At 67.0% G+C, this 20,502-nt stretch carries 21 protein-coding genes; 14 read left to right on the top strand and 7 right to left on the bottom strand.

Annotation, left to right across the window (positions count from 1 at the left end):
* Nucleotides 1-203 precede the first annotated feature (203 nt).
* The 6 genes from infA (at nt 204) to rplQ (ending at nt 3,354) form a co-directional block, all read left to right on the top strand.
* On the top strand, nt 204-425 hold the full coding sequence (infA, locus tag FBY39_RS00830; protein WP_017201569.1) for a translation initiation factor IF-1: 222 nt from the start codon (nt 204-206) through the stop codon (nt 423-425).
* Between the two features lie 97 nt (nt 426-522).
* Nucleotides 523-639, top strand: coding sequence for a 50S ribosomal protein L36 (gene rpmJ / locus FBY39_RS00825; protein ID WP_141929790.1), 117 nt, complete (start codon nt 523-525; stop codon nt 637-639).
* Between the two features lie 146 nt (nt 640-785).
* A complete protein-coding gene (gene rpsM / locus FBY39_RS00820) occupies nt 786-1,160 on the top strand; it encodes a 30S ribosomal protein S13 (RefSeq protein ID WP_141929789.1) in 375 nt (124 codons plus the stop codon).
* A 33-nt stretch (nt 1,161-1,193) separates the two neighbouring features.
* Nucleotides 1,194-1,592 (top strand): 30S ribosomal protein S11, encoded by a 399-nt coding sequence (gene rpsK / locus FBY39_RS00815; RefSeq protein ID WP_141929788.1) that lies wholly within the window; start codon nt 1,194-1,196, stop codon nt 1,590-1,592.
* Between the two features lie 167 nt (nt 1,593-1,759).
* Nucleotides 1,760-2,749, top strand: coding sequence for a DNA-directed RNA polymerase subunit alpha (locus tag FBY39_RS00810; protein ID WP_141929787.1), 990 nt, complete (start codon nt 1,760-1,762; stop codon nt 2,747-2,749).
* A gap of 35 nt (nt 2,750-2,784) precedes the next feature.
* Nucleotides 2,785-3,354: a 50S ribosomal protein L17 gene (rplQ, locus tag FBY39_RS00805; protein ID WP_141929786.1), complete on the top strand. Its 570-nt coding sequence runs from the start codon at nt 2,785-2,787 to the stop codon at nt 3,352-3,354.
* A gap of 83 nt (nt 3,355-3,437) precedes the next feature.
* Here rplQ and FBY39_RS00800 read toward each other — a convergent pair whose 3' ends face one another.
* Nucleotides 3,438-5,483 carry an acyltransferase family protein gene (locus tag FBY39_RS00800; protein WP_141929785.1) on the bottom strand — a complete coding sequence of 682 codons (2,046 nt, stop codon included), beginning with the start codon at nt 5,481-5,483 and terminating at the stop codon, nt 3,438-3,440.
* Nucleotides 5,484-5,628: 145 nt separating this feature from the next.
* Here FBY39_RS00800 and truA point away from each other — a divergent pair, with 145 nt between their 5' ends.
* Both truA and FBY39_RS00790 read left to right on the top strand, forming a co-directional pair.
* A complete protein-coding gene (truA, locus tag FBY39_RS00795; protein WP_141929784.1) occupies nt 5,629-6,465 on the top strand; it encodes a tRNA pseudouridine(38-40) synthase TruA in 837 nt (278 codons plus the stop codon).
* Between the two features lie 66 nt (nt 6,466-6,531).
* Nucleotides 6,532-7,128 (top strand): hypothetical protein, encoded by a 597-nt coding sequence (locus tag FBY39_RS00790; RefSeq protein WP_141929783.1) that lies wholly within the window; start codon nt 6,532-6,534, stop codon nt 7,126-7,128.
* Here the strand turns inward: FBY39_RS00790 and FBY39_RS00785 are convergent.
* Together FBY39_RS00785 and FBY39_RS00780 are read right to left on the bottom strand one after the other, a co-directional pair.
* Nucleotides 7,106-8,275: a hypothetical protein gene (locus FBY39_RS00785; protein WP_141929782.1), complete on the bottom strand. Its 1,170-nt coding sequence runs from the start codon at nt 8,273-8,275 to the stop codon at nt 7,106-7,108. The two genes, FBY39_RS00790 and FBY39_RS00785, sit on opposite strands and share 23 nt — an antisense overlap.
* A complete protein-coding gene (locus FBY39_RS00780; protein ID WP_260837383.1) occupies nt 8,272-10,026 on the bottom strand; it encodes a cell wall metabolism sensor histidine kinase WalK in 1,755 nt (584 codons plus the stop codon). Before FBY39_RS00780 ends, FBY39_RS00785 begins: the two co-directional genes overlap by 4 nt.
* 35 nt (nt 10,027-10,061) lie before the next feature.
* Here FBY39_RS00780 and FBY39_RS00775 point away from each other — a divergent pair, with 35 nt between their 5' ends.
* A complete protein-coding gene (locus tag FBY39_RS00775; RefSeq protein ID WP_141929780.1) occupies nt 10,062-11,507 on the top strand; it encodes a glycosyltransferase in 1,446 nt (481 codons plus the stop codon).
* A 146-nt stretch (nt 11,508-11,653) separates the two neighbouring features.
* Here the strand turns inward: FBY39_RS00775 and FBY39_RS00770 are convergent, their stop codons facing one another.
* Nucleotides 11,654-12,616, bottom strand: coding sequence for a response regulator transcription factor (locus FBY39_RS00770; RefSeq protein WP_141929779.1), 963 nt, complete (start codon nt 12,614-12,616; stop codon nt 11,654-11,656).
* 120 nt (nt 12,617-12,736) lie between these two features.
* The gene (locus FBY39_RS00765) at nt 12,737-13,741 is read right to left on the bottom strand and encodes a glycoside hydrolase family 6 protein (protein ID WP_141929778.1); all 1,005 of its coding nucleotides are present in this window, start codon (nt 13,739-13,741) and stop codon (nt 12,737-12,739) included.
* A gap of 119 nt (nt 13,742-13,860) precedes the next feature.
* On the opposite strand from FBY39_RS00765, the gene FBY39_RS00760 reads away from it, so the two are divergent.
* Nucleotides 13,861-14,574, top strand: a complete 714-nt coding sequence (locus tag FBY39_RS00760; protein ID WP_141929777.1) for an endonuclease/exonuclease/phosphatase family protein — start codon at nt 13,861-13,863, stop codon at nt 14,572-14,574.
* 47 nt (nt 14,575-14,621) lie between these two features.
* Here FBY39_RS00760 and FBY39_RS00755 read toward each other — a convergent pair whose 3' ends face one another.
* Nucleotides 14,622-15,167 carry a cell wall protein gene (locus FBY39_RS00755; protein WP_141929776.1) on the bottom strand — a complete coding sequence of 182 codons (546 nt, stop codon included), beginning with the start codon at nt 15,165-15,167 and terminating at the stop codon, nt 14,622-14,624.
* A gap of 63 nt (nt 15,168-15,230) precedes the next feature.
* Nucleotides 15,231-17,015: a DUF4012 domain-containing protein gene (locus FBY39_RS00750; protein WP_260837382.1), complete on the bottom strand. Its 1,785-nt coding sequence runs from the start codon at nt 17,013-17,015 to the stop codon at nt 15,231-15,233.
* Between the two features lie 122 nt (nt 17,016-17,137).
* Here FBY39_RS00750 and FBY39_RS00745 point away from each other — a divergent pair, with 122 nt between their 5' ends.
* The 4 genes from FBY39_RS00745 to FBY39_RS00730 all read left to right on the top strand — a co-directional run bounded on the left by FBY39_RS00745 (nt 17,138) and on the right by FBY39_RS00730 (nt 20,491).
* A complete protein-coding gene (locus FBY39_RS00745; RefSeq protein WP_160132850.1) occupies nt 17,138-17,587 on the top strand; it encodes a VanZ family protein in 450 nt (149 codons plus the stop codon).
* A gap of 146 nt (nt 17,588-17,733) precedes the next feature.
* Nucleotides 17,734-18,432 carry a polysaccharide pyruvyl transferase family protein gene (locus FBY39_RS00740; RefSeq protein ID WP_141929774.1) on the top strand — a complete coding sequence of 233 codons (699 nt, stop codon included), beginning with the start codon at nt 17,734-17,736 and terminating at the stop codon, nt 18,430-18,432.
* 179 nt (nt 18,433-18,611) lie between these two features.
* Nucleotides 18,612-19,628 carry a polysaccharide pyruvyl transferase family protein gene (locus FBY39_RS00735; RefSeq protein WP_160132846.1) on the top strand — a complete coding sequence of 339 codons (1,017 nt, stop codon included), beginning with the start codon at nt 18,612-18,614 and terminating at the stop codon, nt 19,626-19,628.
* The gene (locus FBY39_RS00730) at nt 19,625-20,491 is read left to right on the top strand and encodes a glycosyltransferase family 2 protein (protein ID WP_141929772.1); all 867 of its coding nucleotides are present in this window, start codon (nt 19,625-19,627) and stop codon (nt 20,489-20,491) included. The genes FBY39_RS00735 and FBY39_RS00730 overlap by 4 nt, the downstream gene beginning before the upstream one ends.
* Nucleotides 20,492-20,502: the final 11 nt, after the last annotated feature.

The following is a 20,502-nucleotide window of genomic DNA, read 5'->3' as shown; positions in this document are numbered from 1 at the left end:
GCACGAGAAGCATCGGCTCGCGCGGGGAGTGTCGTTTCGGCGATGCGCCGGCGGAGGAGGGCGCTGCGGGGCTGGGGTGGTTTGCCGGTGGGTCCGATATCACGTATAGTCGATCTTTGGTGCCTTGCGCCTTTATTGGCGTGTCGAAGTACCGAACCCATCCATCCGCAGACCGACCGGTCTGCTCGAGTGTTAGCGAGCGTATGGCGAAGAAAGACGGAGTCATCGAGATCGAGGGCGTGATCTCCGAGGCGCTGCCCAACGCGATGTTCCGCGTTGAGCTCAGCAACGGTCACAAGGTCCTCGCGACGATTTCCGGAAAGATGCGGCAGAACTACATCCGCATCATCCCCGAAGACCGCGTCGTCGTGGAGCTTTCGCCCTACGACCTCACGCGCGGGCGCATCGTCTACCGCTACCGCTAGACCGGTCGAGAAGTAACACCCCGTCCGGGAACGGATGCCGCGAACCGCGGCGTGCCGGATCCGGATGCCGGTGAAGACAGCGAAACAGGAAAACACCATGAAGGTCAAGCCCTCAGTCAAGCCCATCTGCGACCACTGCAAGGTCATCCGCCGCAACGGTCGCGTCATGATCATCTGCAAGTCGAACCCGCGTCACAAGCAGCGTCAGGGCTGATCGGTGGCGGATGCTCCGGCATCCGCCCCGACATACAACTCAATACGACAACGGCACCATCAGATCCCGCGCGAGCGGGGGACACCTCGGGCGGAGGCCCGGGCACCGATGATGCTCCACACCTCCACAACTCCTAGGAGATTCGCATGGCACGTCTTGCCGGCGTAGACATCCCGCGCGACAAGCGCGTGGTGATCGCACTCACGTACATCTACGGCATCGGCCGTACCCGCTCGAACGAGATCCTCGCCGCGACCGAGGTCGACGAGAACCTCCGCGTCAAGGACCTCACCGACGACCAGCTCGTCGCTCTCCGCGACTACATCGAAGGCACCTACAAGGTGGAGGGTGACCTCCGCCGCGAAGTGGCCGCCGACATCCGCCGCAAGGTCGAGATCGGTTCCTACGAGGGTCTGCGCCACCGCCGCGGCCTTCCCGTGCGCGGTCAGCGTACGAAGACGAACGCGCGTACCCGCAAGGGCCCGAAGCGCACGGTCGCCGGCAAGAAGAAGGCGCGCTAAGGCGCGGTCCCCAGGGTTTAGGAGAACAGAGCAATGGCACAGGCCAAGTCCGCCGCGCGCAAGCCGCGCCGCAAGGAGAAGAAGAACATCGCGCTGGGCCACGCCCACATCAAGTCGACGTTCAACAACACGATCGTTTCGATCACCGACCCGTCGGGCGCCGTCATCAGCTGGGCGTCTTCGGGTGGCGTGGGCTTCAAGGGCTCTCGCAAGTCGACGCCGTACGCCGCCGGCATGGCCGCGGAGTCCGCTGCACGCCAGGCGCAGGAGCACGGCGTCAAGAAGGTCGACGTCTTCGTGAAGGGCCCGGGTTCGGGTCGTGAGACGGCGATCCGCTCGCTCCAGGCTGCGGGCCTCGAGGTCGGTTCGATCAGCGATGTGACGCCGCAGGCGCACAACGGCTGCCGTCCGCCCAAGCGCCGCCGCGTCTAAGCACTTTCCGCACGGTCTCGCGTCGCTCCCCGGCATCATCCGCTGCGGAGAGCGCGCCGGCCGTATCGAGACTCGGATGCTCGGTCCCGGGCATCCCACGAGAAAAACTCAACACCTCACCCACCGCACGTGTCATATAGCGGGCACGTGATCGAAAGGAACACATAGTGCTCATCGCACAGCGTCCCACTCTGACCGAGGAGAAGAACGGGGAGTTCCGCAGCCGTTTCGTCATCGAGCCGCTCGAGCCCGGCTTCGGTTACACGATCGGAAACGCGCTGCGTCGCAGCCTCCTGTCGTCGATCCCCGGCGCAGCCGTCACGTCGATTCGCATCGACGGCGTCCTGCACGAGTTCAGCACCATCCCGGGTGTCAAGGAGGATGTCACCGAGATCATCCTCAACATCAAGCAGCTCGTCGTCTCGTCCGAGCGCGACGAGCCCATCACGGCGTACCTGCGCAAGACGGGTGCGGGTGAAGTCACCGCTGCCGACATCTCCGCTCCCGCGGGTGTCGAGGTGCACAACCCCGAGCTCGTGATCGCGACGCTCAACGACACGGCGCGTTTCGAGCTCGAGCTCACGATCGAGCGTGGCCGCGGCTACGTCTCGGCGACGCAGAACCGCAACGAGTACGCCGAGGCGGGTCAGATCCCGATCGACTCGATCTACTCGCCCGTGCTCAAGGTCTCGTACCGCGTCGACGCGACGCGTGCAGGAGAGCGCACCGACTTCGACAAGCTCGTGCTTGACGTCGAGACGAAGTCGAGCATCGCTCCCCGTGACGCGGTCGCTTCGGCCGGTCGCACGCTGACGGAGCTGTTCGGTCTCGCCCGCGAGCTGAACGTCGAGGCTGAGGGCATCGAGATCGGCCCCGCGCCGGTCGAGACCGTTCTCTCCAACGAGCTGTCGATGCCGATCGAAGACCTCGATCTCTCGGTCCGCTCGTACAACTGCCTCAAGCGTGAGGGAATCAACACGGTGTCTGAGCTCGTCGCCCTTTCGGAGACGCAGCTCATGAACATCCGCAACTTCGGCCAGAAGTCGGTCGACGAGGTGCGCGACAAGCTCGTCTCGCTCGGTCTGTCCCTGAAGGACTCGGTTCCCGGGTTCGACGGTGCGCACTTCTACGGCGGCTACGACGACGAGACCGTCTGATCTTTCGATCGACTTTGACACTGGAGTAATTGATAATGCCCAAGCCCACGAAGGGTCCCCGTCTCGGCGGCGGTCCTGCCCACGAACGCCTGATGCTCGCGAACCTCGCGGCAGCTCTGTTCACGCACAAGTCCATCAAGACGACCGAGACCAAGGCCAAGCGGCTTCGCCCGCTCGCCGAGCGTCTCGTGACGTTCGGCAAGCGCGGCGACCTGCACGCGCGCCGTCGGGTGCTGTCGGTCATCGGTGACAAGGACGTCGTGCACGTTCTCTTCACCGAGATCGCGCCGCTCGTCGCCGACCGCGAGGGTGGCTACACCCGCATCACGAAGGTCGGAAACCGCAAGGGCGACAACGCCCCCATGGCCGTCATCGAGCTCGTTCTCGAGCCCGTGACGAAGAAGCCGAAGTCGGCGAAGAAGTCTGCTGCGGAGGCGCCCGCCGCTCCCGCCGCCGAAGAGCCCGCGGAGGAGACCGTCGAGGACGCTCCTGTCGAGGACGCTCCCGCCGAGGACAACGCGGCCGACGCCGGTGCTGAGTCGCCGGAAGAGGGCGCTGCTGCCGAGGCTGACGCCGAGGACGCCGTCAAGAGCGACAAGGCGTAAGCGAAGACACGCACGATACGAAAGAGGCCCGCGTCCGAAAAGGACGCGGGCCTCTTTCGTTGCCTCAGGGGCAAGGATGCGGACTACTCGGCCTCCGGCACCGGCCGAGTCCGCAGGTTCTCGTAGAGACGGGCCTGGAGGTCGTAGCGCCGTTCGGCTCGCTCGTTCTCGGCATCCTCGATGGTGTCGGCCACCAGGTCGGCGAAGACCCGGCCACCCGCACTGCCGGGGTGGATCCGATCGCCGGCGAGAAGGTCGGTCTGGCCGCCGATCGCACCCGCCCAATCGGCGACGACGACGTTCGGATGCCGCTCTGCCGCAGCCGCGAGGTCGGCGTTGACGCCGTCGATCCAGTTGCGCGGTGCGTACGCGTTGACCAGGACGACGAGACGGTCGCGGCCCGCGATCTCGATCATCCGCTCGAGCGAACCGGCATCGACGGGCCCGTTGGTGCCGAGGGCGATGACCACATAGCGCCGGAGCGCGCCGGCGGCGTCGAGCGACTCGAGCATCCCCGGTCCGGCCCAGGACGACCGAGACACCGCGGCATCCACCGAGATCCCGGGGAGCCTCTCGAGAAGCGCGGGCGCCGACGCCAGCATGACCGAGTCGCCGATCGCCGTGACCTGGTCGCCGGTCACCACGACGGGTTCGAGGGTCGGGGCGGGGACCGACGTCAAGGGGCCGCGCATCGTCTCGCGGGGCGCAGGAGCCGATGGTGCCCCCGACGGGGCGGGGGGTGCGGCGCTCGGCTCAGCGGGAGGGGAGCTCGGCACGGGCGTCGCCGTGTACGCGCGGTCGGCCTCTTCGAGGGCGTCGACGCCGGCCTGGACGACGGCTTGGGCGCTTCCGGCATCCGGTGCCGCAGCGATCGCGGCCGACGTTCCCCCGACAGCGAGGACGGCTGCCGTGATGACGGTGACGGCGCCGAGACGTCGCACGGGGTTTCCGCGCAGGCGACGGACGAGTGCGCGACCGGCACCTCGGAAGCCGAGTCGTCGGATCGGCATTTCGAGCAGACGGTACGACAGCTCGGCGACGACAAGCGTGACGACGAGCACGCAGACGCCGAGCACGGGGGAGAATCCCGCTTCCGGTCCCGACCGCTGGAAGGCCGCGACCGCCAGGACGAGGAGGGGCCAGTGCCACAAATAGATGCCGTACGAGCGGTCGCCGATCCAGCGCATGAGGCGGTTGTCGAGAGCGGGACCGAATGCCGACCCCGGCCAGACGGCGGCGGCGACAGCGGCGACCGCCGCGAGGCTCGCGAGCAGCACGGCTCCCGGGAAGGTCGCGGGCGTCGGCGTCGCGGGGATCAAGGCCACGGCGAGAATGACGGCGAGAGCCGTCACGCCTACGGAGGTCGTCGTCGTGCGCAGTCGTGCGCGAGCGGGGTCGGCATGCGGGGCGACGACCTTCCACCCACCCGAAAGCACCACGACGGGCGTCGTCGATGCGGCGCGAGTCAGGACGGGCTCCAGGGCGAACGCCGCCGCGACTCCGAGCAGGATCCCGAACGCATGAGTGTCGGTGCCGAAGTAGCCGCGGGTGATCCCGCCCGACGCCGTCACGACTCCCATCCAGACAGCGGATGCCGCGGCGAGTCCCGCAAGAGCCGTGACCCGCGCCCAACGCCCGCGGACGAGAAGGAACAGCGGCAGCACGAGCGGCCACAGCACATAGAACTGCTCTTCGACGGCGAGTGACCAGAAGTTGCGGAAGAGTTCGGGCGCTGTCCCGGAGAAGTAGTCGGCGCCGGCGGCGACCGACAGCCAGTTGTAGCTGAACGTGAATGCGCCGAGCACCTGCTCGCCCAGGCGCACGAGGATGTCGCCGCCGATGATCCAGGCGGCGGTCGCGCACACGGTCACGACGAGCGCGAGTGCGGGAAGGAGGCGTCGTGCGCGGCGGAGCCAGAACTGACCCAGCCGGATCCTCCCTGTCGCCGCGTGCTCCCGAAGCAGGAGGGTCGTGATGAGGAATCCGCTGATGACGAAGAACACGTCGACGCCGATGAACCCGCCGGCGAGCACGAAGGGCGGGAAGAGGTGGTACACCACGACCAGCCCGACGGCGATCGCCCGGAGACCGTCGAGACCCGCATAGCGGGGAGTCGGGGTCGTGGGCACGGGGAGTCCTGATCTTCGGCGTGGGCGACCGACAGTCTATGTCGCGGCCCCGACACTCCACTGATCCCGCGCGGAAGCGACGACGACGAGCGTCGCACGCGGACACCCCGCGCCGCCGACACGTCAGTCTCAGTACGCTGGGTGGGTGCGGATCCGGCTCGACATCGCCTACGACGGCACGAACTTCCGCGGATGGGCACGCCAGCCCGGCTTGCGTACCGTGCAGGGAACGCTCGAGCATGCGCTCACGCGCATCCTCGGCGGGGAGCCTCGACTCGTCGTCGCGGGGCGTACGGACGCGGGTGTGCATGCGGCCGGTCAAGTCGCCCACCTCGATCTCGACGACACCCAGCGGGCGCGGCTCGAAGCCCGGCGCGCACCGGCATCCGCCGTCGACGCACTCGCCGCGCGGGTGACGGGTGCCACGGGGACGTACTCCGACGTGGCCGTCCGACGCGTGACGGAGGCGCCCGCCGGTTTCGACGCGCGCTTCTCGGCCGTGTGGAGACGGTATGAGTACCGTCTCGCCGACGAGGTGACCGGATACGATCCGCTCGAGCGGCTGCGGACGACGTCTGTGCGCTCACGACTCGACGTCGACGCGATGGATGCCGCGGCGCGCTCGCTGCGAGGACTCCACGACTTCGCCGCCTACTGCAAACCACGCGACGAGGCCACGACCATCCGCACTCTTCTGGAGTTCGATTGGCGGCGCGATGACCGGGGAGTTCTCGTCGCGAACGTCAAGGCGGATGCCTTCTGCCACAGCATGGTGCGTGCACTCGTCGGAGCGTGCGTCGCGGTCGGTGAGGGAAAGCTCGACGTCGACGACGTGGTATCCATTCGCGATGCCGGTGAGCGCGTGCCCGAAGTGAAGGTGCTCGCGGCACGGGGACTCACTCTCACCGAGGTCGGCTATCCCGCCGAGGATCTCCTCGCCGCACGAGCCGAGCAGACGCGCGCCCGTCGCGACGCCGAGTAGCGGTCCGGTGCGTCGATAGACTTGCGGCACGTCCTGCCGTCGCGGGATCCGTCGAATCGGAGACCTATGCACGCCGTCCGTCGCTCTTCTCTCGCCGCCCTCGCCCTCCTCGCCGTCGCGGGCCTTGCGGCGTGCGGTCCCGCGCCCTGGGACCCCAGTTCTTCGGCGTCACCGACCTCGACGAGCACGTCGACGTCGGTCCCGACGCCCGTGCCCAACGACCTTTCGACCGGTGCGACGCAGCGCGATCTGACGGCCGGTGCCGTGGCGGCGACGGTCGACTACTGGTCGAGCCTGTCGATGGATCGGTGGACAGCGGATGCCATCAAGCCCGTCAGCATCAGCATGACCACGACCGTGACCCCCGCCGACGGCCAGAAGGTGTACCTGCAGCGTGCGCAGATGCTCGCCGTCCCCGGCACGGGCGATGCGACGCTCGCGGCGCTCGAACCTCAGACGGACACCGCGACGGTCGCGCCCGGATACCTCGTGTTGTCTCCGTACAGCTACTCGCAGACGTTCAACGTCGGACCGGTCCCGGCCGAAGCGACGCATGTGACGCTGCAGTTCACCTATGACTTCCTCGTGCAGACGACGCCGACATCGACCGAGTACGCGAAGCAGACCGTGAGCGACACGCTTACGGTTGCGCTGAGCGGCTGAGGATCCGATCGGTGACCGTGACGCCGACGCGCTCCCACCGGTCGCCGCCGTCCTGCGATGCGACGACAGCCGCTTCGCGCGCCATGTAGAGCAGCGCGTCGACTTCGTAGCCGACGATCGAGGAAGGTGCCCACCCGGCGCTTGCCGAGGGGTGGATCGGCAGCCGGCCGCCCGTGTCCAGCGTGGATATCCGCTCGAGCAGCGTGCGCAATCGGCTTCGGACGGCGGAGTCGCCGAGGCTCACGAGCGCGACAGCAGAACCGGGGCTCGGCGAGTCGATCAGCGCGCTGGTCGGGAAGACCTCGCGAACCTCGTCGACGAACAGCCGGGTCAGGCGGAGGACGAGTCCCGGACCTTCCGCGCGGCGGATGTCGTCCAGGTCGTCGAGCTGAAGGTAGATGGCCGAGAGCGGTTCGCCACGACGTATCGCCTCGCGGGAGTGCACGCCCGCGAGTTCTCGAAAGGCGTCCCAATCGCCGACGGCCGCATCCCGTCGCGCCGCGCGTGCGTGACGGGTGGAGATGGCGACGACCGCTGCCGTGGCGCACGAGACGTAGACCAGCATCCCGATCGATGAGGTGACGCGCGCCAGTTCCAAGTCGCGCATGCCGGGGGCGTCGGAGATCCAGCTGGCCGCGACACCGATCCCGACGGCGACGAAGGCAATGGACGCCGCGGCGAGGGGTGCGGTGAGGGGATCGCGTGTCCGCGACCCGACACGCGCCCAATCCACGACGAAGAGTCCCGCGAACAGCGCCGCGAGGAAGAACACGCACCGGTAGAGCTCGGGGAAGTAAGGCTGGAGCGGCGGAAGGGTGAGGAGGATGACGGATGCCGCCGTGACGATGGGCCCGAACCACGCACAGGGGCGCAGCCCCCAGTGCGCGCGGAAGCCCGACCAGAGGAGGGCTGGTGCGCCCATGAGGATCCCGAGTCCCGCGCGGCGAAGAATCTCGTCGCCGTTCAGGTGCCCTGCGGCGACGGCGAAGGTGCCGGTCATGGCGACGGCGAACCCGATCGACCACAGCAGCGTCGGTCGCCCTGGGCGCGAGAGGAATCCGAGTCCGACCGTCGCGATGGTCGCGAGCGTCGTCACTGCCGCCAGGGTCAGCACGATCGCCGTGTCGACAGCGGGTGGGACGATCATCGCCGTTCCTCCCTCGTCGAAGCGCCGACAGTCGTGTGTCGTCCGCGGGGCAGGCGTACTTCGATCTTGGTTCCTCCGCCGAGGGTGCTCTCGATCGCGAGGGAGCCGCCGTGAGCCGTCACGATCTCCTTCGCGATGCTGAGTCCGAGGCCGGTTCCCCCCGCGGTGTCCTTCGCCTCTTCCGTGCGGAAGTACGGCGTCGTGATGCGGGAGATGTCGGCTTTCGAGATGCCGATCCCGGTGTCGGCGAAGACGAGCGAGACGTGCTCGCCGTCGACGTGCCCTTCGACTCTGACTCCGCCGTTGGCGGGGGTGTACTTGATCGCGTTGCTGACGAGATTGTCGATCACCTGCCGGAGCCGGAATCCGTCTGCGACGACGAGGAGCGGCTCGTCGGCGATGAGCCGCAACTCGACGTCGTGGGTCGCAGCGGTCGGGCGGAAGGAGTCGACGGAGTCCCACAGCAGCTGGCGCACGTCGATGTCGTCCTGCGCATCGCGCGCCGAGAACGCCGTGCGCGACGTGCGGAGCATGCTCGTCGTCATGTCCAGCATCCGCTCGCTCGCGTGGAGCATCGTCTCGATGCGCTCGCGGATGCGCGGGGTCAGTTCGTCGCTCTCGAGGGCGAGATCGGCCGTGCTGATGAGGACCGTCAGGGGATGCTTGAGCTCGTGCGATGCGATGGCGGTGAGCCGCTCGCGCTCCCGCTGCGCGTGGGTGATCGCCGTGACGTCCTGGGCGAGGAGCAGCATCGTCGTGCCTTCGCTCTCGTTCGCGGCGAGCCGCTTCGAGGTGACGGAGAGCACCCGCCATTCGCCGCCGGGGGTGAACAGCCAGACGCGTGCGTCGGTGAAGATCTCGCCCCGGCCGGCACGCGCGAGCGGGCGCTCCGAGGGAGGGATCGGCATGCCGCGCAGGCCGTCGTACTCGACGGATCGCGCGGGTGCCGAGGTGTCGGCCGCATCGATGGAGTACAGCTCCGCATAGGCGTTGTTGATCGCGAGTACGCGCCCCGAGAGGGTGATGCGCGCGACCGCCGTGTCGATGCCGTTGAGGATCTCGGTCGTGCGGCGATCCTGGTCGGACCGGCGCTCGACCGTGCGGTTGAGGCGAACGGCCTGACGGCGCAGAAGCGCCCGGAGTGCGCGCGCCCGTCGCGTGGCGAGGTGCGCCGTGATCCCGATGAACGACAGCGAGAGGACGACGACGACCAGGCGCAGGCCCGCTTCGGGCGACGGATTGCCTCCGACGAGGACGATCAGGATGGCGCAGATGGTCGCGAGGAGTCCTGCCAGCGCGTCGGCTCCGAAGTGCATCGCGACCCACATGACGGGAAGCACCCAGATGTACCCGAATCGCAGATCCGTGTTGGCGGCGATGAGGCCGACGGCGAGTGCGTCGATGTACGGAACCGCGAGCACGTAGTTCCGTGGCAATCGGCTCCACGGCACGGCGAGGGTCACGATCGTGAGGACGATGATTGTGAGAACGCCCACACCGAAATTCCACTGGTCCGCCGTCTCGGGATGCGCGATCAGGACGAGGACCGTGATGATGACGATCGCCATCGTGAGCATGAGCTGCGTCAGCCAGATGGAGCGGGTCCGTGAGTCGGGGCGCTCGAGGCTTCCGGGTGCCGCCGTCGGTATCGCGCCCGATTCGAGCGTTGCGGCGATCTTGCGGAAACCTTGCGGCGATGTCATGGGTTCGACAGGGGGAGCTTGCGTCAGGTCCGGCAGAGTCTTCCTCATCAGAACGAACACCTCCGATCGGATAGGACAGTCGCATGGAGCGCATCACGGAGCACGAGACCGCGGGAGAGCTGATCCCCGTGCGCTCGGCCGGGTTCGCCGAGGACTTCCAGGCGGTGCTCGATGACACGTCGGTCCACCGTTCGACGATCGGATGCATCATCCCGGCCTACAACGAGGAGGAGTCGATCGCGGATGTCATCCGAGGCCTCCTCGGGCAGACGCGCGTCCCGGACGTCATCCACGTGGTGGTCAACAACACCTCCGACGCGACGGTCAAGCTCGCGTCGCAGTTCGCGGGGCCGCATGAGCTCGTCACCGAGCTCGGTGAGCAGTTCACCGAGGTCTTCGTGCACGACATCGGCAAGAACCCCGACAAGAAGGTCGGCGCGCTCAACTACGGCTACACGCTCGTCGAGGGCTACGACTACCTGCTCGGAGTCGACGGTGACACGGTCGCCGACGCGAAGGCTGTCGAGTACCTCGAGGCCGAGGCGGTCTCGGACACCCGCATCGGCGGCATCTCCGCCATCTACTCGATCGACGACCGGCCCATCAAGGGCTTCATCTCCAAGTTCCTCATCACGGGTCAGCGCTCGCAGTTCGCCGCGTTCAACATGCACAACCTGCTGCGCGGCCGCAACATGGCCGTGCTCGGCGGGCAGTTCTCGATCTTCTCGACGCAGGCTCTCCGCGAGGTCATGAAGGAGAACCACCAGTCCACTCCGTGGGTGAAGGACAGCGAGGTCGAGGATTCGCTCCTGTCTCTCCAGATCAAGAGCGCCGGCTACCTCACGAAGATCAGCCCCTACGCGCGCGCCGACGTCGGCGGAATGACGACGCTCCGGGCCCTCGACGCTCAGCAGGTCAAGTGGACCTACGGTGCTATCGAGCTCATGTGGCCGGGTCAGCGCGGCGACACGAAGGGCCAGCCGTTCCACCCGAACCTGCGCGTGCGCTGGCTCGAGAACCTCGGGATGCTGACGAACCTCTTCGTGCGTGTCGCGTTCGTGACGCTGCTCGCGGGGTCGCTCTCGATCAACGCGTTCGTCTTCTCGGCGTGGTGGCTCATTCCCATCGGGATGGCGATGCTGCTGAACCTCCGCATGGCGATGACGATGAAGAACCGCAACGCCCGCGACATCCTGTTCGCGGTGACGCTGCTGCCCGCAGAGGTCTACATGTGGTTGCGGCTCAGCTACTTCGCTCGGTCGTGGACGCGCTTCCTGTCGCACAAGAAGGTCGACAACTGGGCGATGCAGGCGAAGGCCGAGCGCGGGGCCGGTCTCGGCCACTGGACGCCGCTCATCGTAGTCGTCGCGGTGGTCGTCGCGCTCGCGGTGATCTGGTCGATGCTCGGACCCATGGTGCAGTCGACGATCCTGTGGATCGGCTGGCCGATCGTGGGTGCCGTCACGGTCCTGCAGACACTGTCGATGTTCTTCAAACTCATCCGACGCCAACACGGCTACAAGGTCTGAGGTACGGAGGTCACAGGCTTGGGGCTCCCGCGTCTGGGAGCGGTGGAAAGGAACCCGAATCCGATCCAGCGTGCGTGGGCCCGCCCCGAGAAAAGGGGGAGAGAACGATCGGGGCATCCTCTGGGGAGGGTGTCCCGGTCGTCCCTTCATGTTCCGCTGCTCTCAGACGTGAGGCGGTATCCGACGCCTCTGACGGTCTCGATGTAGCGCGGATTGGTGGGGTTGTCGCCGATCTTCCGGCGCAGATTCGTCATGTGAGCCTCGACGGCTCGCTTGTCGGCATCCCCCACGTAGTAGCTCGTCACATAGGACTCGCCGCGCAGGACGAGCGTGAGATCGGCTTTGCTGCGCACGCGACGCTTCGATTCGAGGAGCGTCGCGAGCAGGTCGAACTCGGTCCGGGTCAGCTCGACGTCATCGCCGCCGCGCCGGACGGTCCTGCTGTCGGGGTCCAGGTGCAGGTCGCGGTGCGTCAACCACCCGGTGTCGGCGGGGAGCGTCGCGACGTCGGATCCCGTCTCGGTGAGTCGAACGATCTCTTGAGGTCCGCGCGCGGGCCCGCCGACGCGGACGGCCGAGTCGAACGGCACGGAACGGTCGATGCGATCGACGGGTGTCTCGCGAATCGTGGGAATCGTGCTCGTCACGGGGCGAGCGCCGGGGAACGATGGGCCGACGCGGCCTTGGCTCGGGGCCACAGGGGCCGCGGGGAGTCCGTCGGTGATGCGGGTGCGGCGCATGAGCGCCTCGACGCGCGCGCGCAGTTCGCGCGGCCGGAACGGCTTGAGGAGGTAGTCGTCGGCGCCGGCTCCGAGTCCGGTCACGACGTCGGCCTCGTCCGACAGTCCCGTCAGCATGATGATGTAGGTGTCGGACTGGGCCCGGATGCGGCGGGCGGCTTCGAAGCCGTCGATCCCGGGCATGTTGACGTCGAGGGTCGTGAGCATGGGCTGGTACTTCAGGACGGCGCGGACGCCATCGAGACCGTTGCCGACCGACACCGTCGAGAACCCCGCCGACTCCAGGACCTCTGCGAGAACATGGCGGATCTCGGGGTCGTCTTCGATGATGACGGCGGTTTTGAGCTGGTCGTCGCCAGAGGGGTTCATGTGCAGGTGCCTTCTCTCACGGATGCAAACCTGCGCGGTGCCCGACCCCAGTGGAATTCCACGCGTGACCTGAGGATATCGCGAGAATGGGCGACCCCTCAAACCCTCCGGGCGTGTCTGTCAGCGGTGAGGCGCCGCTTGGGTCAGCTCGAGCGCCCCTTCCGGCCACCATTGCCCCGCGGCTGGACCGCCGTTGCACGTGCCGTCGCTCTCGCCGGGCGGCTTGATCCAGAGGTTCGTGTCGACGATGTCGTCGCCGATCGTGCCGCCGGGTTCTCCCGTCAGACGCCCCTGCGGGTTGCACCATTCACCGTTCGAGCCCGCGCCGTTGCGGGAGGTGTCGATGATCGCGTGCAGGTCTCCGGTGCGCGCCGACAGGGAGTGGGCGTACCCGATCTCGTCGTCTGTCGCGTTGAAGTTGGAGACATTGGTCGCGAATCCCCGCACGGCATCCTGATTGCCCACCTGCCGGATGAGGGCGGCCATCTCGCTCACGGGAAGCCAGTTCGAATGGCCGCCGTCGAGGTAGATCCACGTCGAATCGGATGCCAGGGCCTCCACCGCGTTCGTGAGCTGTGCCACCCGCTCCTCGACGTTCCCGCACTCGGGGGCGAGGGCGAGGCTGTCGGGCTCCAGGATCACGATCGGCTCGACGTCTGCGGCATCCGTCAGCGCCTTCCCGATAGCGCCCGTCCACTCCTCGTAGTCGGCGGGAGCGAGACCGCCCGCCGAGAAGTTGCCGCAGTCGCGACCCGGAAGGCCGTAGACGACGACGGCGAGGCGTGCCGATTGCGCGCGGGCCTCGTCGGCCAGGCTCGCGATGCGCTGCGTGACCCTCTCGAGGGGCTCGGCTTCGGGGGTCAGCCAGTACGCCGTCGGCTGCTCGGAGAGAAACTGCGCCGCCTCACGCTCGATGCCCTCGGGGAGCTCCTCGGCCGCAAGGCTCGCTTTCGAGTGAGCGGAGGCGAGGATCTTCGTGCCGGGGCCGGGCGCTCCTGCCGCCGAGACGGCCGGCCAGAGGGTCACGGCGAGTGCGATGATCGCCCCGACAACGACGACCGCGCCACCCACGACCCAGAGGAGTTGCGGGCGGATGAGCGAACGGCGCTGTCGAGGTGTCGTCACGGGGGGACTCTATCGGCACAGTTCCCGAAGCGTTGATACCCCGTGTTCGCCTTTGAGTGTCCTGATGGTCGCCTGCGTGTCTCGCCCTCGCGCGCGAGCGCTCGTATTGTTGTCTCGTCATGAAGGTCATTTCGTACAACCTGCGCAAGCACCGCGCCGCCGGCGAGCTCGCCGCCCTCGTGGAGCGCTACTCGGCGGATGTGCTGTGCCTCCAAGAGGTCGACACGACCGACATCCCCGACGACATCTCGGGGCTGAAGCTCGCCGATTCGACGCAGCGTAACCGACTCGGACTCGCGGTGTACTACAGCGAGAGCACTTTCCGTCCGCTGGAGGTCCGCTCTCTCGCGCTCAAGAAGTCGCTGCACGACCGCGTGCTCAAGCCCGCCGAGGAACGACTGCTCGGCGTGAGGCTGCACGACATCGACCACAACCGCGAAGTGATCGTGGCGTCGTTCCACGCCGCCCCGCTCACGGCGCTCAATTCACTCCGGCGACACCAGATCCGCACCGCACTGGCGGAACTGCAGCAGCTGGGCGAGGGTGTTCCCGCGCTCATGGTGGGCGACTACAACTACCCGGTGTTCAAAGAGAACCTCGGGCAGACGGTTCGGGCGCAGGGATACGAACTCAACCTCAGCGACTCGCGCACCTACACTCGCTACCGGTTCTTCCGAGGGCACTACGACTTCGCGACCTCGGTGGGGTTCGAGATCGACCGCGTGCGGACCCTGCCGCAGGGCCGCAGCGACCACCTGCCGATCCTCGTGACAGCGCACCCCGAGCCAGGGATCAGTCGAACGGTCACCGCGCAGGCGGTTATCGCCTCCTGAGGCGGATGCCGCAGCTCGCGGCGCCCGGGTCTTTCTCGGTGCGCGAGTCAGTCGGCGTGCGCGCGGCGCCGCATGACAGCGGCGACTCCGAGCGCGAGTCCGGCAGCGACGAGGGCGCCTCCGCCGACGAGGATGCCGAGCGTTGCACTGCCTCCGAGTCCGGTGACCGGCAGGGCGCCGTCTGCCGTGGCGATCGTGGCGGCGGCGGTGCCGCCCACCGACGTCGCCGAGAGCGCAGCGATGTTGTAAGTGCCGCTTGCGTCAGACGGGAGCGTGATCGGGACGGAACGAAGCGAGCCGTCCGCCGAGGCCTCGGCGGTGCCGCTCGCGGTCGTGATGGCGAAACGCACCATTCCGATGCGTGCTCCGGCGCCGTTCTCTCCGGTCACCGTGATCGTGACCGTCTCATTCGACGAGAAGGTAGCCGCCTGGCAGGCGAACTGCAGGGTCTCACCCGGACCCACCGCGGCAGGCGATGTGGTGCACGAACCCGACGGAGGATAGATGGTCGTGGCGGACGCCGCGGCGGGCACCGCGAGGATCGTCGCGGTCAGCGCAAGGGCTGACGCGGTGTACCAAGGTCGTGCATGCATAGCTTTGTTCCCCCCGAAACAAGGCGCCGGTCGCTAGAAAAGCGACGGCGCCTGCGGTGAAGTCTACGGAGTGTCGCAGGATGCGGCAACCGCGTCGACCGACGAGGTGGTCGGGGTGCCGTCGACGATGAGCGTCGAAGCAGAAGGCTCGGTCGTGCGTGCCGTCAGAACGGCGGTCGCGCTCTCGCCCGGTGCGAGGTCGACGGTGAAGCTCACGACGCGGTGGCCGTTGTGCGTTCCGCCACCGAATCCGGCACCCGTCGTCAGCTCGGATCCGATCAGGTCGAAGCCCTCGGGAAGGTACACGTACGTGATCGTGCGCGCCGTTCCCGCGGGGACGTCGTAGTTGCCGCCGCCCGTGATGTAGCGGGGGAGGGATGCCGCATCCGCGGGAGCCTCGTTGGCGAGCGTCACGGTCAGGTTCGCTTCGCCCGTCGTGCCTGACGCGCCGGTCGCGCACGACTGCCACTCGATCGTGGACGTCGCACGCTGGTAGTAGTCCATCTTGGAGCCCGTGCCGTCGTTGAGGTAGACGCCGAAACGAGAGGCCGTGCGGTCGCTCACCGGAAGTCCGGCGGCGAGTGTCGTGTCGGCGAGCAGCGACTGATCGGCCTCGTGCGCGCTCCACAGCATGAGGCGGCGCTCGTCGGCGGCTCGCGTGAGGGCTTCGACGAGCGGAGCTGGCTCGGCCTGCCCTGACGCCAACGCGCCGAAGACCGCGGCAGCGGCGCTCGCGAAGTAGGCGTCCTGGTCGGCCGGGTCGGGGTAGCGCAGGTACACCTCGTTGAGGAGCATGCTGACAGCGTTCTCGGACGTGAGGACGTCGCCACCCGCGAGGGTCACGGGTCCCGTCGCGGTGAGCAGGTAGGACAGAGAAACGGGGTCGATCGAGATGACGCCGTCGACCTCTTGACCGTGCTCACGCAGCCACATCTCGCGGGCAAGCGCTGCCGAGACGCTGAAGTCGGGCACCTGCGTAACGTTCTGCATCCAGCGACCCGGGCGCTCGCCGTAGATCGCGGTCACCTCGGGGCCGAGATCGAGCACGGGCTCGTCGTAGCGCGGGAAGCCCTCCGTCGAGTCCTGAGCCGCGAGCGTCAGGGTGCCGTTGTCGGTGTGGATGAGAGCCATCGCACCGGGGATTCCGCCCAGCGACCGCCACTCGGCGTTGTTCTGGAAGAGCACGAGGTAGTCGCGAGGGCCGTCGGCGCCGAGCATCGCCGGTAGCAACGCGGTCGTGCGAGCGGCGGCGTCGGCGGCGACGAGGCTCTCGTCGAGCAGGCCCGCGACCTCGTCGACGGCGTCGCGCAGGGGGGAGAGCAGTGCAGGCCGGTCGAGGGCGTCCACAGCCTGCGACGCGCCGCCGAGCCCGCGGGCGGCCGCTTGCGCGGCATCCTGCATCTCGACGAACCCGCTCAGGTCGATTCGCCCGCCCTGGGGGCGCAGCGCGTCGATCGAGAACGACGCCGCCACATCGACGAGTGGAGTGAGTGCTGTGCTCGCCACGTCATCAGCCGCGGCCGCGATCGTCGAGACGGCAGCGAGCTGCGGACCGACCCACGGAAGCCCCTCAGCGAGCGACCACACGGGATCGCTCGTGAGGCCGCGGGCAGCCGACGTCTCGCGCGAGATCGACTCGATGACGGATGCCGCCGCGGCCGGGTCGGCGAGCTGCTCACGCGCCGTCGCAGCGTCCTCCTGCACAGCGCGCAAGTGGCCGTATGCGAGCGCACCGCGTGCCGCGACCCACAGTGCACCGATGAGCATCAGAACGAGAAAGGCGCCGAGCGCCCACGCGAAAACGCGGCCCGCGATACGCATGGGCCGGGTGGTCGCGGACTCGGTCACCCGTCCACCATAAACGGTCGTCCTTGGGAAGTCGGGCGATGTGCGTGCACGGGCACACACGAGGCGCTATCGTCGCAGTCATTGCGCGGCACCGTGGCAGCGTCCCAAGAGGGGAGTTCCCGGTGGATACCAACGCGTCAGCAACGTCTATCCGCGACACCGATTCTTCTCGCAGGAGACCGATCGCTGCAGTTCTGCTTGGTCTCTATGCTCTCGCGCTCGCCGCCATCGCATTCTGGCCTGTGCCGATAGATCGCGGAATCGCGCGACTTTTGCGCGCGATCAGCGAGGCGGTGCCATGGCTCACCTACCCGCGTATCGAGTTTGGTGCGAACGTGGCAATGTTCGTGCCGCTCGGCATCCTCGCCGGGCTCATCCTTCGTCGGCGGTGGATTCTTGCCGTGCCGCTGGCGTTGGCTGCAAGCGGGGTCATCGAGGTCGGCCAGGCGCTGTTCCTCACGCAGCGGACCGCGAGCCTGCTGGACGTCGTTGCGAACGTTCTGGGCGCCGCATTCGGCGCCGTCCTCGTGGGCGTCACGTCTCGGAACATGCCAGACACGCGAGCACGATAGGGTCGCACCGGTCGGCGGCGTCGACACGATCAGAGGAGTGTGGAGAGTCAGTGACAGACATCGGCGGAGTAGAGCTCTTCCATTGGAACCCACAGCGCCCCGTCGTTCGCGGGCCCCTCGGGCGCCTTCTGCCTGTTCGCCGACCAGTGAACAACTTCGGCGACATGCTCGGTCCCGCGGTAGCCGCAGCGCTCGCGCCGAAAGAGCCCTCGGCAGCGCGACGAGTCCGTCTTCTGTCCGTAGGCAGCGTGTTGCACTTCGCTCAAGACGGCGATGTCATCTGGGGGTCGGGAGTCAACGGCAAGGTGTCGGGAGAACTCGTCGGGTCCCGAGATATAGACGTGCGTGCGGTGCGCGGTCCCTTGACGGCGGAAGCCCTCATGGCTCGGGGGATCGTCGCTCCAGCGGTCTTCGGTGACCCGGGTTTGCTGGCCCCGTCTCTCTTCGGGGTTGTTCGTGCGGAAAGTCCGACGATCGAAGTCACGAGCCTGCCGAATCTGCACGACTTCGCGTCCTGGCAGGGAGCGCCGGGACTTCTCAGTCCTCGCCGCGACTTCATGACAGTGATGCGCACGATCGCGGCCTCCCGGGTTGTTGTCACGTCTTCGCTTCACGGGATCGTGATCGCTGATGCACTTGGTGTCGCTGTCTCTCCCGTACGCCCGGGAGCCGAATCGATGTTCAAGTATGAGGACTATTACGAAGGCACCGGGCGGTCGCTGCCGACGTTCAGTCAATCCGTTTCGGACGCCCTCGACGCTCGCGCGCCCCGTCTCGATTGGGATCCGCAGCCGTTGCTGGACGCGTTTCCGCGTGACCTTTGGCTACGATCACGTGAATTCTGATCGCTTCTGGCCGTGGTGGCCGTCACCTATGCCCTAGAGTGATGGCGGGCTACGGGCACTGTCGGCACAGCCGTTCGGCGTCGCTTGCGTTGCCCGACCTGGGGGAGCTCGCATCATCTTTGAACCGTCAGAAAGGGCGGACGTTGCTAGCTCCCGAGGACCTTCAGCACCTTCAGAACGTGCGAAAGACGACGATGGATGCGCTTTCCGCGCAACTAGGCGGCGTCACAGACGTTGCGCTGATCGATGCACCGAATCAGCGAAACATCGGCGACTCATTGATTTGGGCGGGCGAGGTTGCATACTTCGAACGCCTCGGGCTCAGGATTCGCTACATTTGCGACCTCTGGTCGTACGATCCTGATGCGCTTCGCCGGGCGATGCCCGAAGGCGTCGTGCTGTTGCACGGAGGCGGGAACTTCGGAGACCTGTGGCCCGGGCACCAGATACTTCGTGAGAAGGTCGCGCGGGATCTTGTCGATTACAAGGTGATCCAGCTGCCACAATCGATCCTTTTCGGCGACGAGGATCGCGCCGCGAGTGCCAACGAGATCATTGGTGCCCACCCCGACTTTCACGTTCTGATCCGGGACTCTCTCTCGATGGAGAGGGCCGCGCAACAGTTGCCGGACGTCGGCGTGTCCTTCTGCCCTGACATGGCCCTCGGTTGGGACGCGCCCGCGATCGAGCGGTCTGAAGCGGAGCCCGGCCGAGTCATCGTCATCGCGCGAGCAGATAAGGAAGCGTCCTCCGGCCTGGCGTCGGTCACCGACGCCTGGCTCCCCGGTGCCGACATCACGGTTACGGACTGGGTCGCTTTGATGGACAGTTCGAGGTCTTGGCGTCTGTACCGATCCGCATCGATGGTCACCCGGTTCTATTCGAAGGGCCGCAAACGTCTGCGCTTCATGCCTGTTGTGATACCGAATCGCATCGCTCACTCGATCATCTCATCGATAAACTCCGTCAACATCGCTTCAGCGGTCGACCTCTATAGCTCCGCTTCGATGGTCACAACAGATCGTCTTCACGCGCATGTCCTGGCCGCTCTCATGGGGATTCCGCACGTCGTGCTCGACAATAATTACCAGAAGGTGAGTCAGATCATGCGTGACTACTCGGGCGCGTTCTCGACAGCGCATCTCGTGTCAGATCTTGATGAAGCACGCTCCTTGCTGGCGGCAGCTGTTTCATGATTGCGTTCGTAACATCCCTGCGTCATCCGCAGAATTCCGCTGACTACGGCAAGGTCGAGTCGCTCCTCGAGGAGACCCTGGCCTCCGTCTGCGCCCAGGACGACGACGACTTTGTGGTGATCATCGTCGGCAACCGGCGACCGTCCTTTGCTCTTCCCCCTCACGTTGAGTTCGTGCAGGTTGACTTCCCCGCGCCCGCGCCGCCCTCAGGGCCGCAGACGGACCTCAAGTCCTTCGTGTGGGATAAAGGTACGAAGATCGGCCTCGGGTTGATTGCGGCCCAGGATCACGCACCCGATTACATCATGATCTTCGATGCCGACGACTATGTGAGCAGCCGGCTCGTAAGCTTCACTAAGGCCAACCCGGGTCAGGCGGGTTGGGTGATCGAGCGGGGCTGGATCTACTCGCATTCCGCTGGTGTGTATCGTCAGGTTCGGGAGTTCCATCGAACCTGCGGAACGTGCCATATCGTGAGCGTTGACGCTTACGCGATACCGGCCGGTCTGACGCTTGACGCCAGCCAGGATGAAATCGCGGCAGCGTACGGCGAACGACTGCCCCGCATCCTCGGGGCCCATCGCGACGCTCGCACATGGTTGAGCGGGGAGGGGTGGAGCTTGTTGCCGTTGCCGTTCCACGGCGCGGTCTACAACGTGGACACGGGCGAGAACCACTCAGGCAAGGCCCTGACAGGCATCTCCCGTCCTGCGGGGCGGCGTTTCGAGTCTGAGTTTGGCGTTCGAGCCCCCGGGACACCGACCTCGCGCTTCCTCGCTGCTCTTGGGCCGCGGGCGTTCCTCGACACCACGCGCCGTGTGGCTGCCCGCCTGTCTCGCAAAGTCTCCCGCTCCGCGTCGTGACACGGCTTGGC

It is taken from the genome of Microbacterium sp. SLBN-146 (assembly GCF_006715145.1).
Classification (GTDB): Bacteria; Actinomycetota; Actinomycetes; order Actinomycetales; family Microbacteriaceae; genus Microbacterium.
Note: the sequence above shows the minus strand (reverse complement) of the source record. Positions and strands in the feature narration are given on the sequence as shown.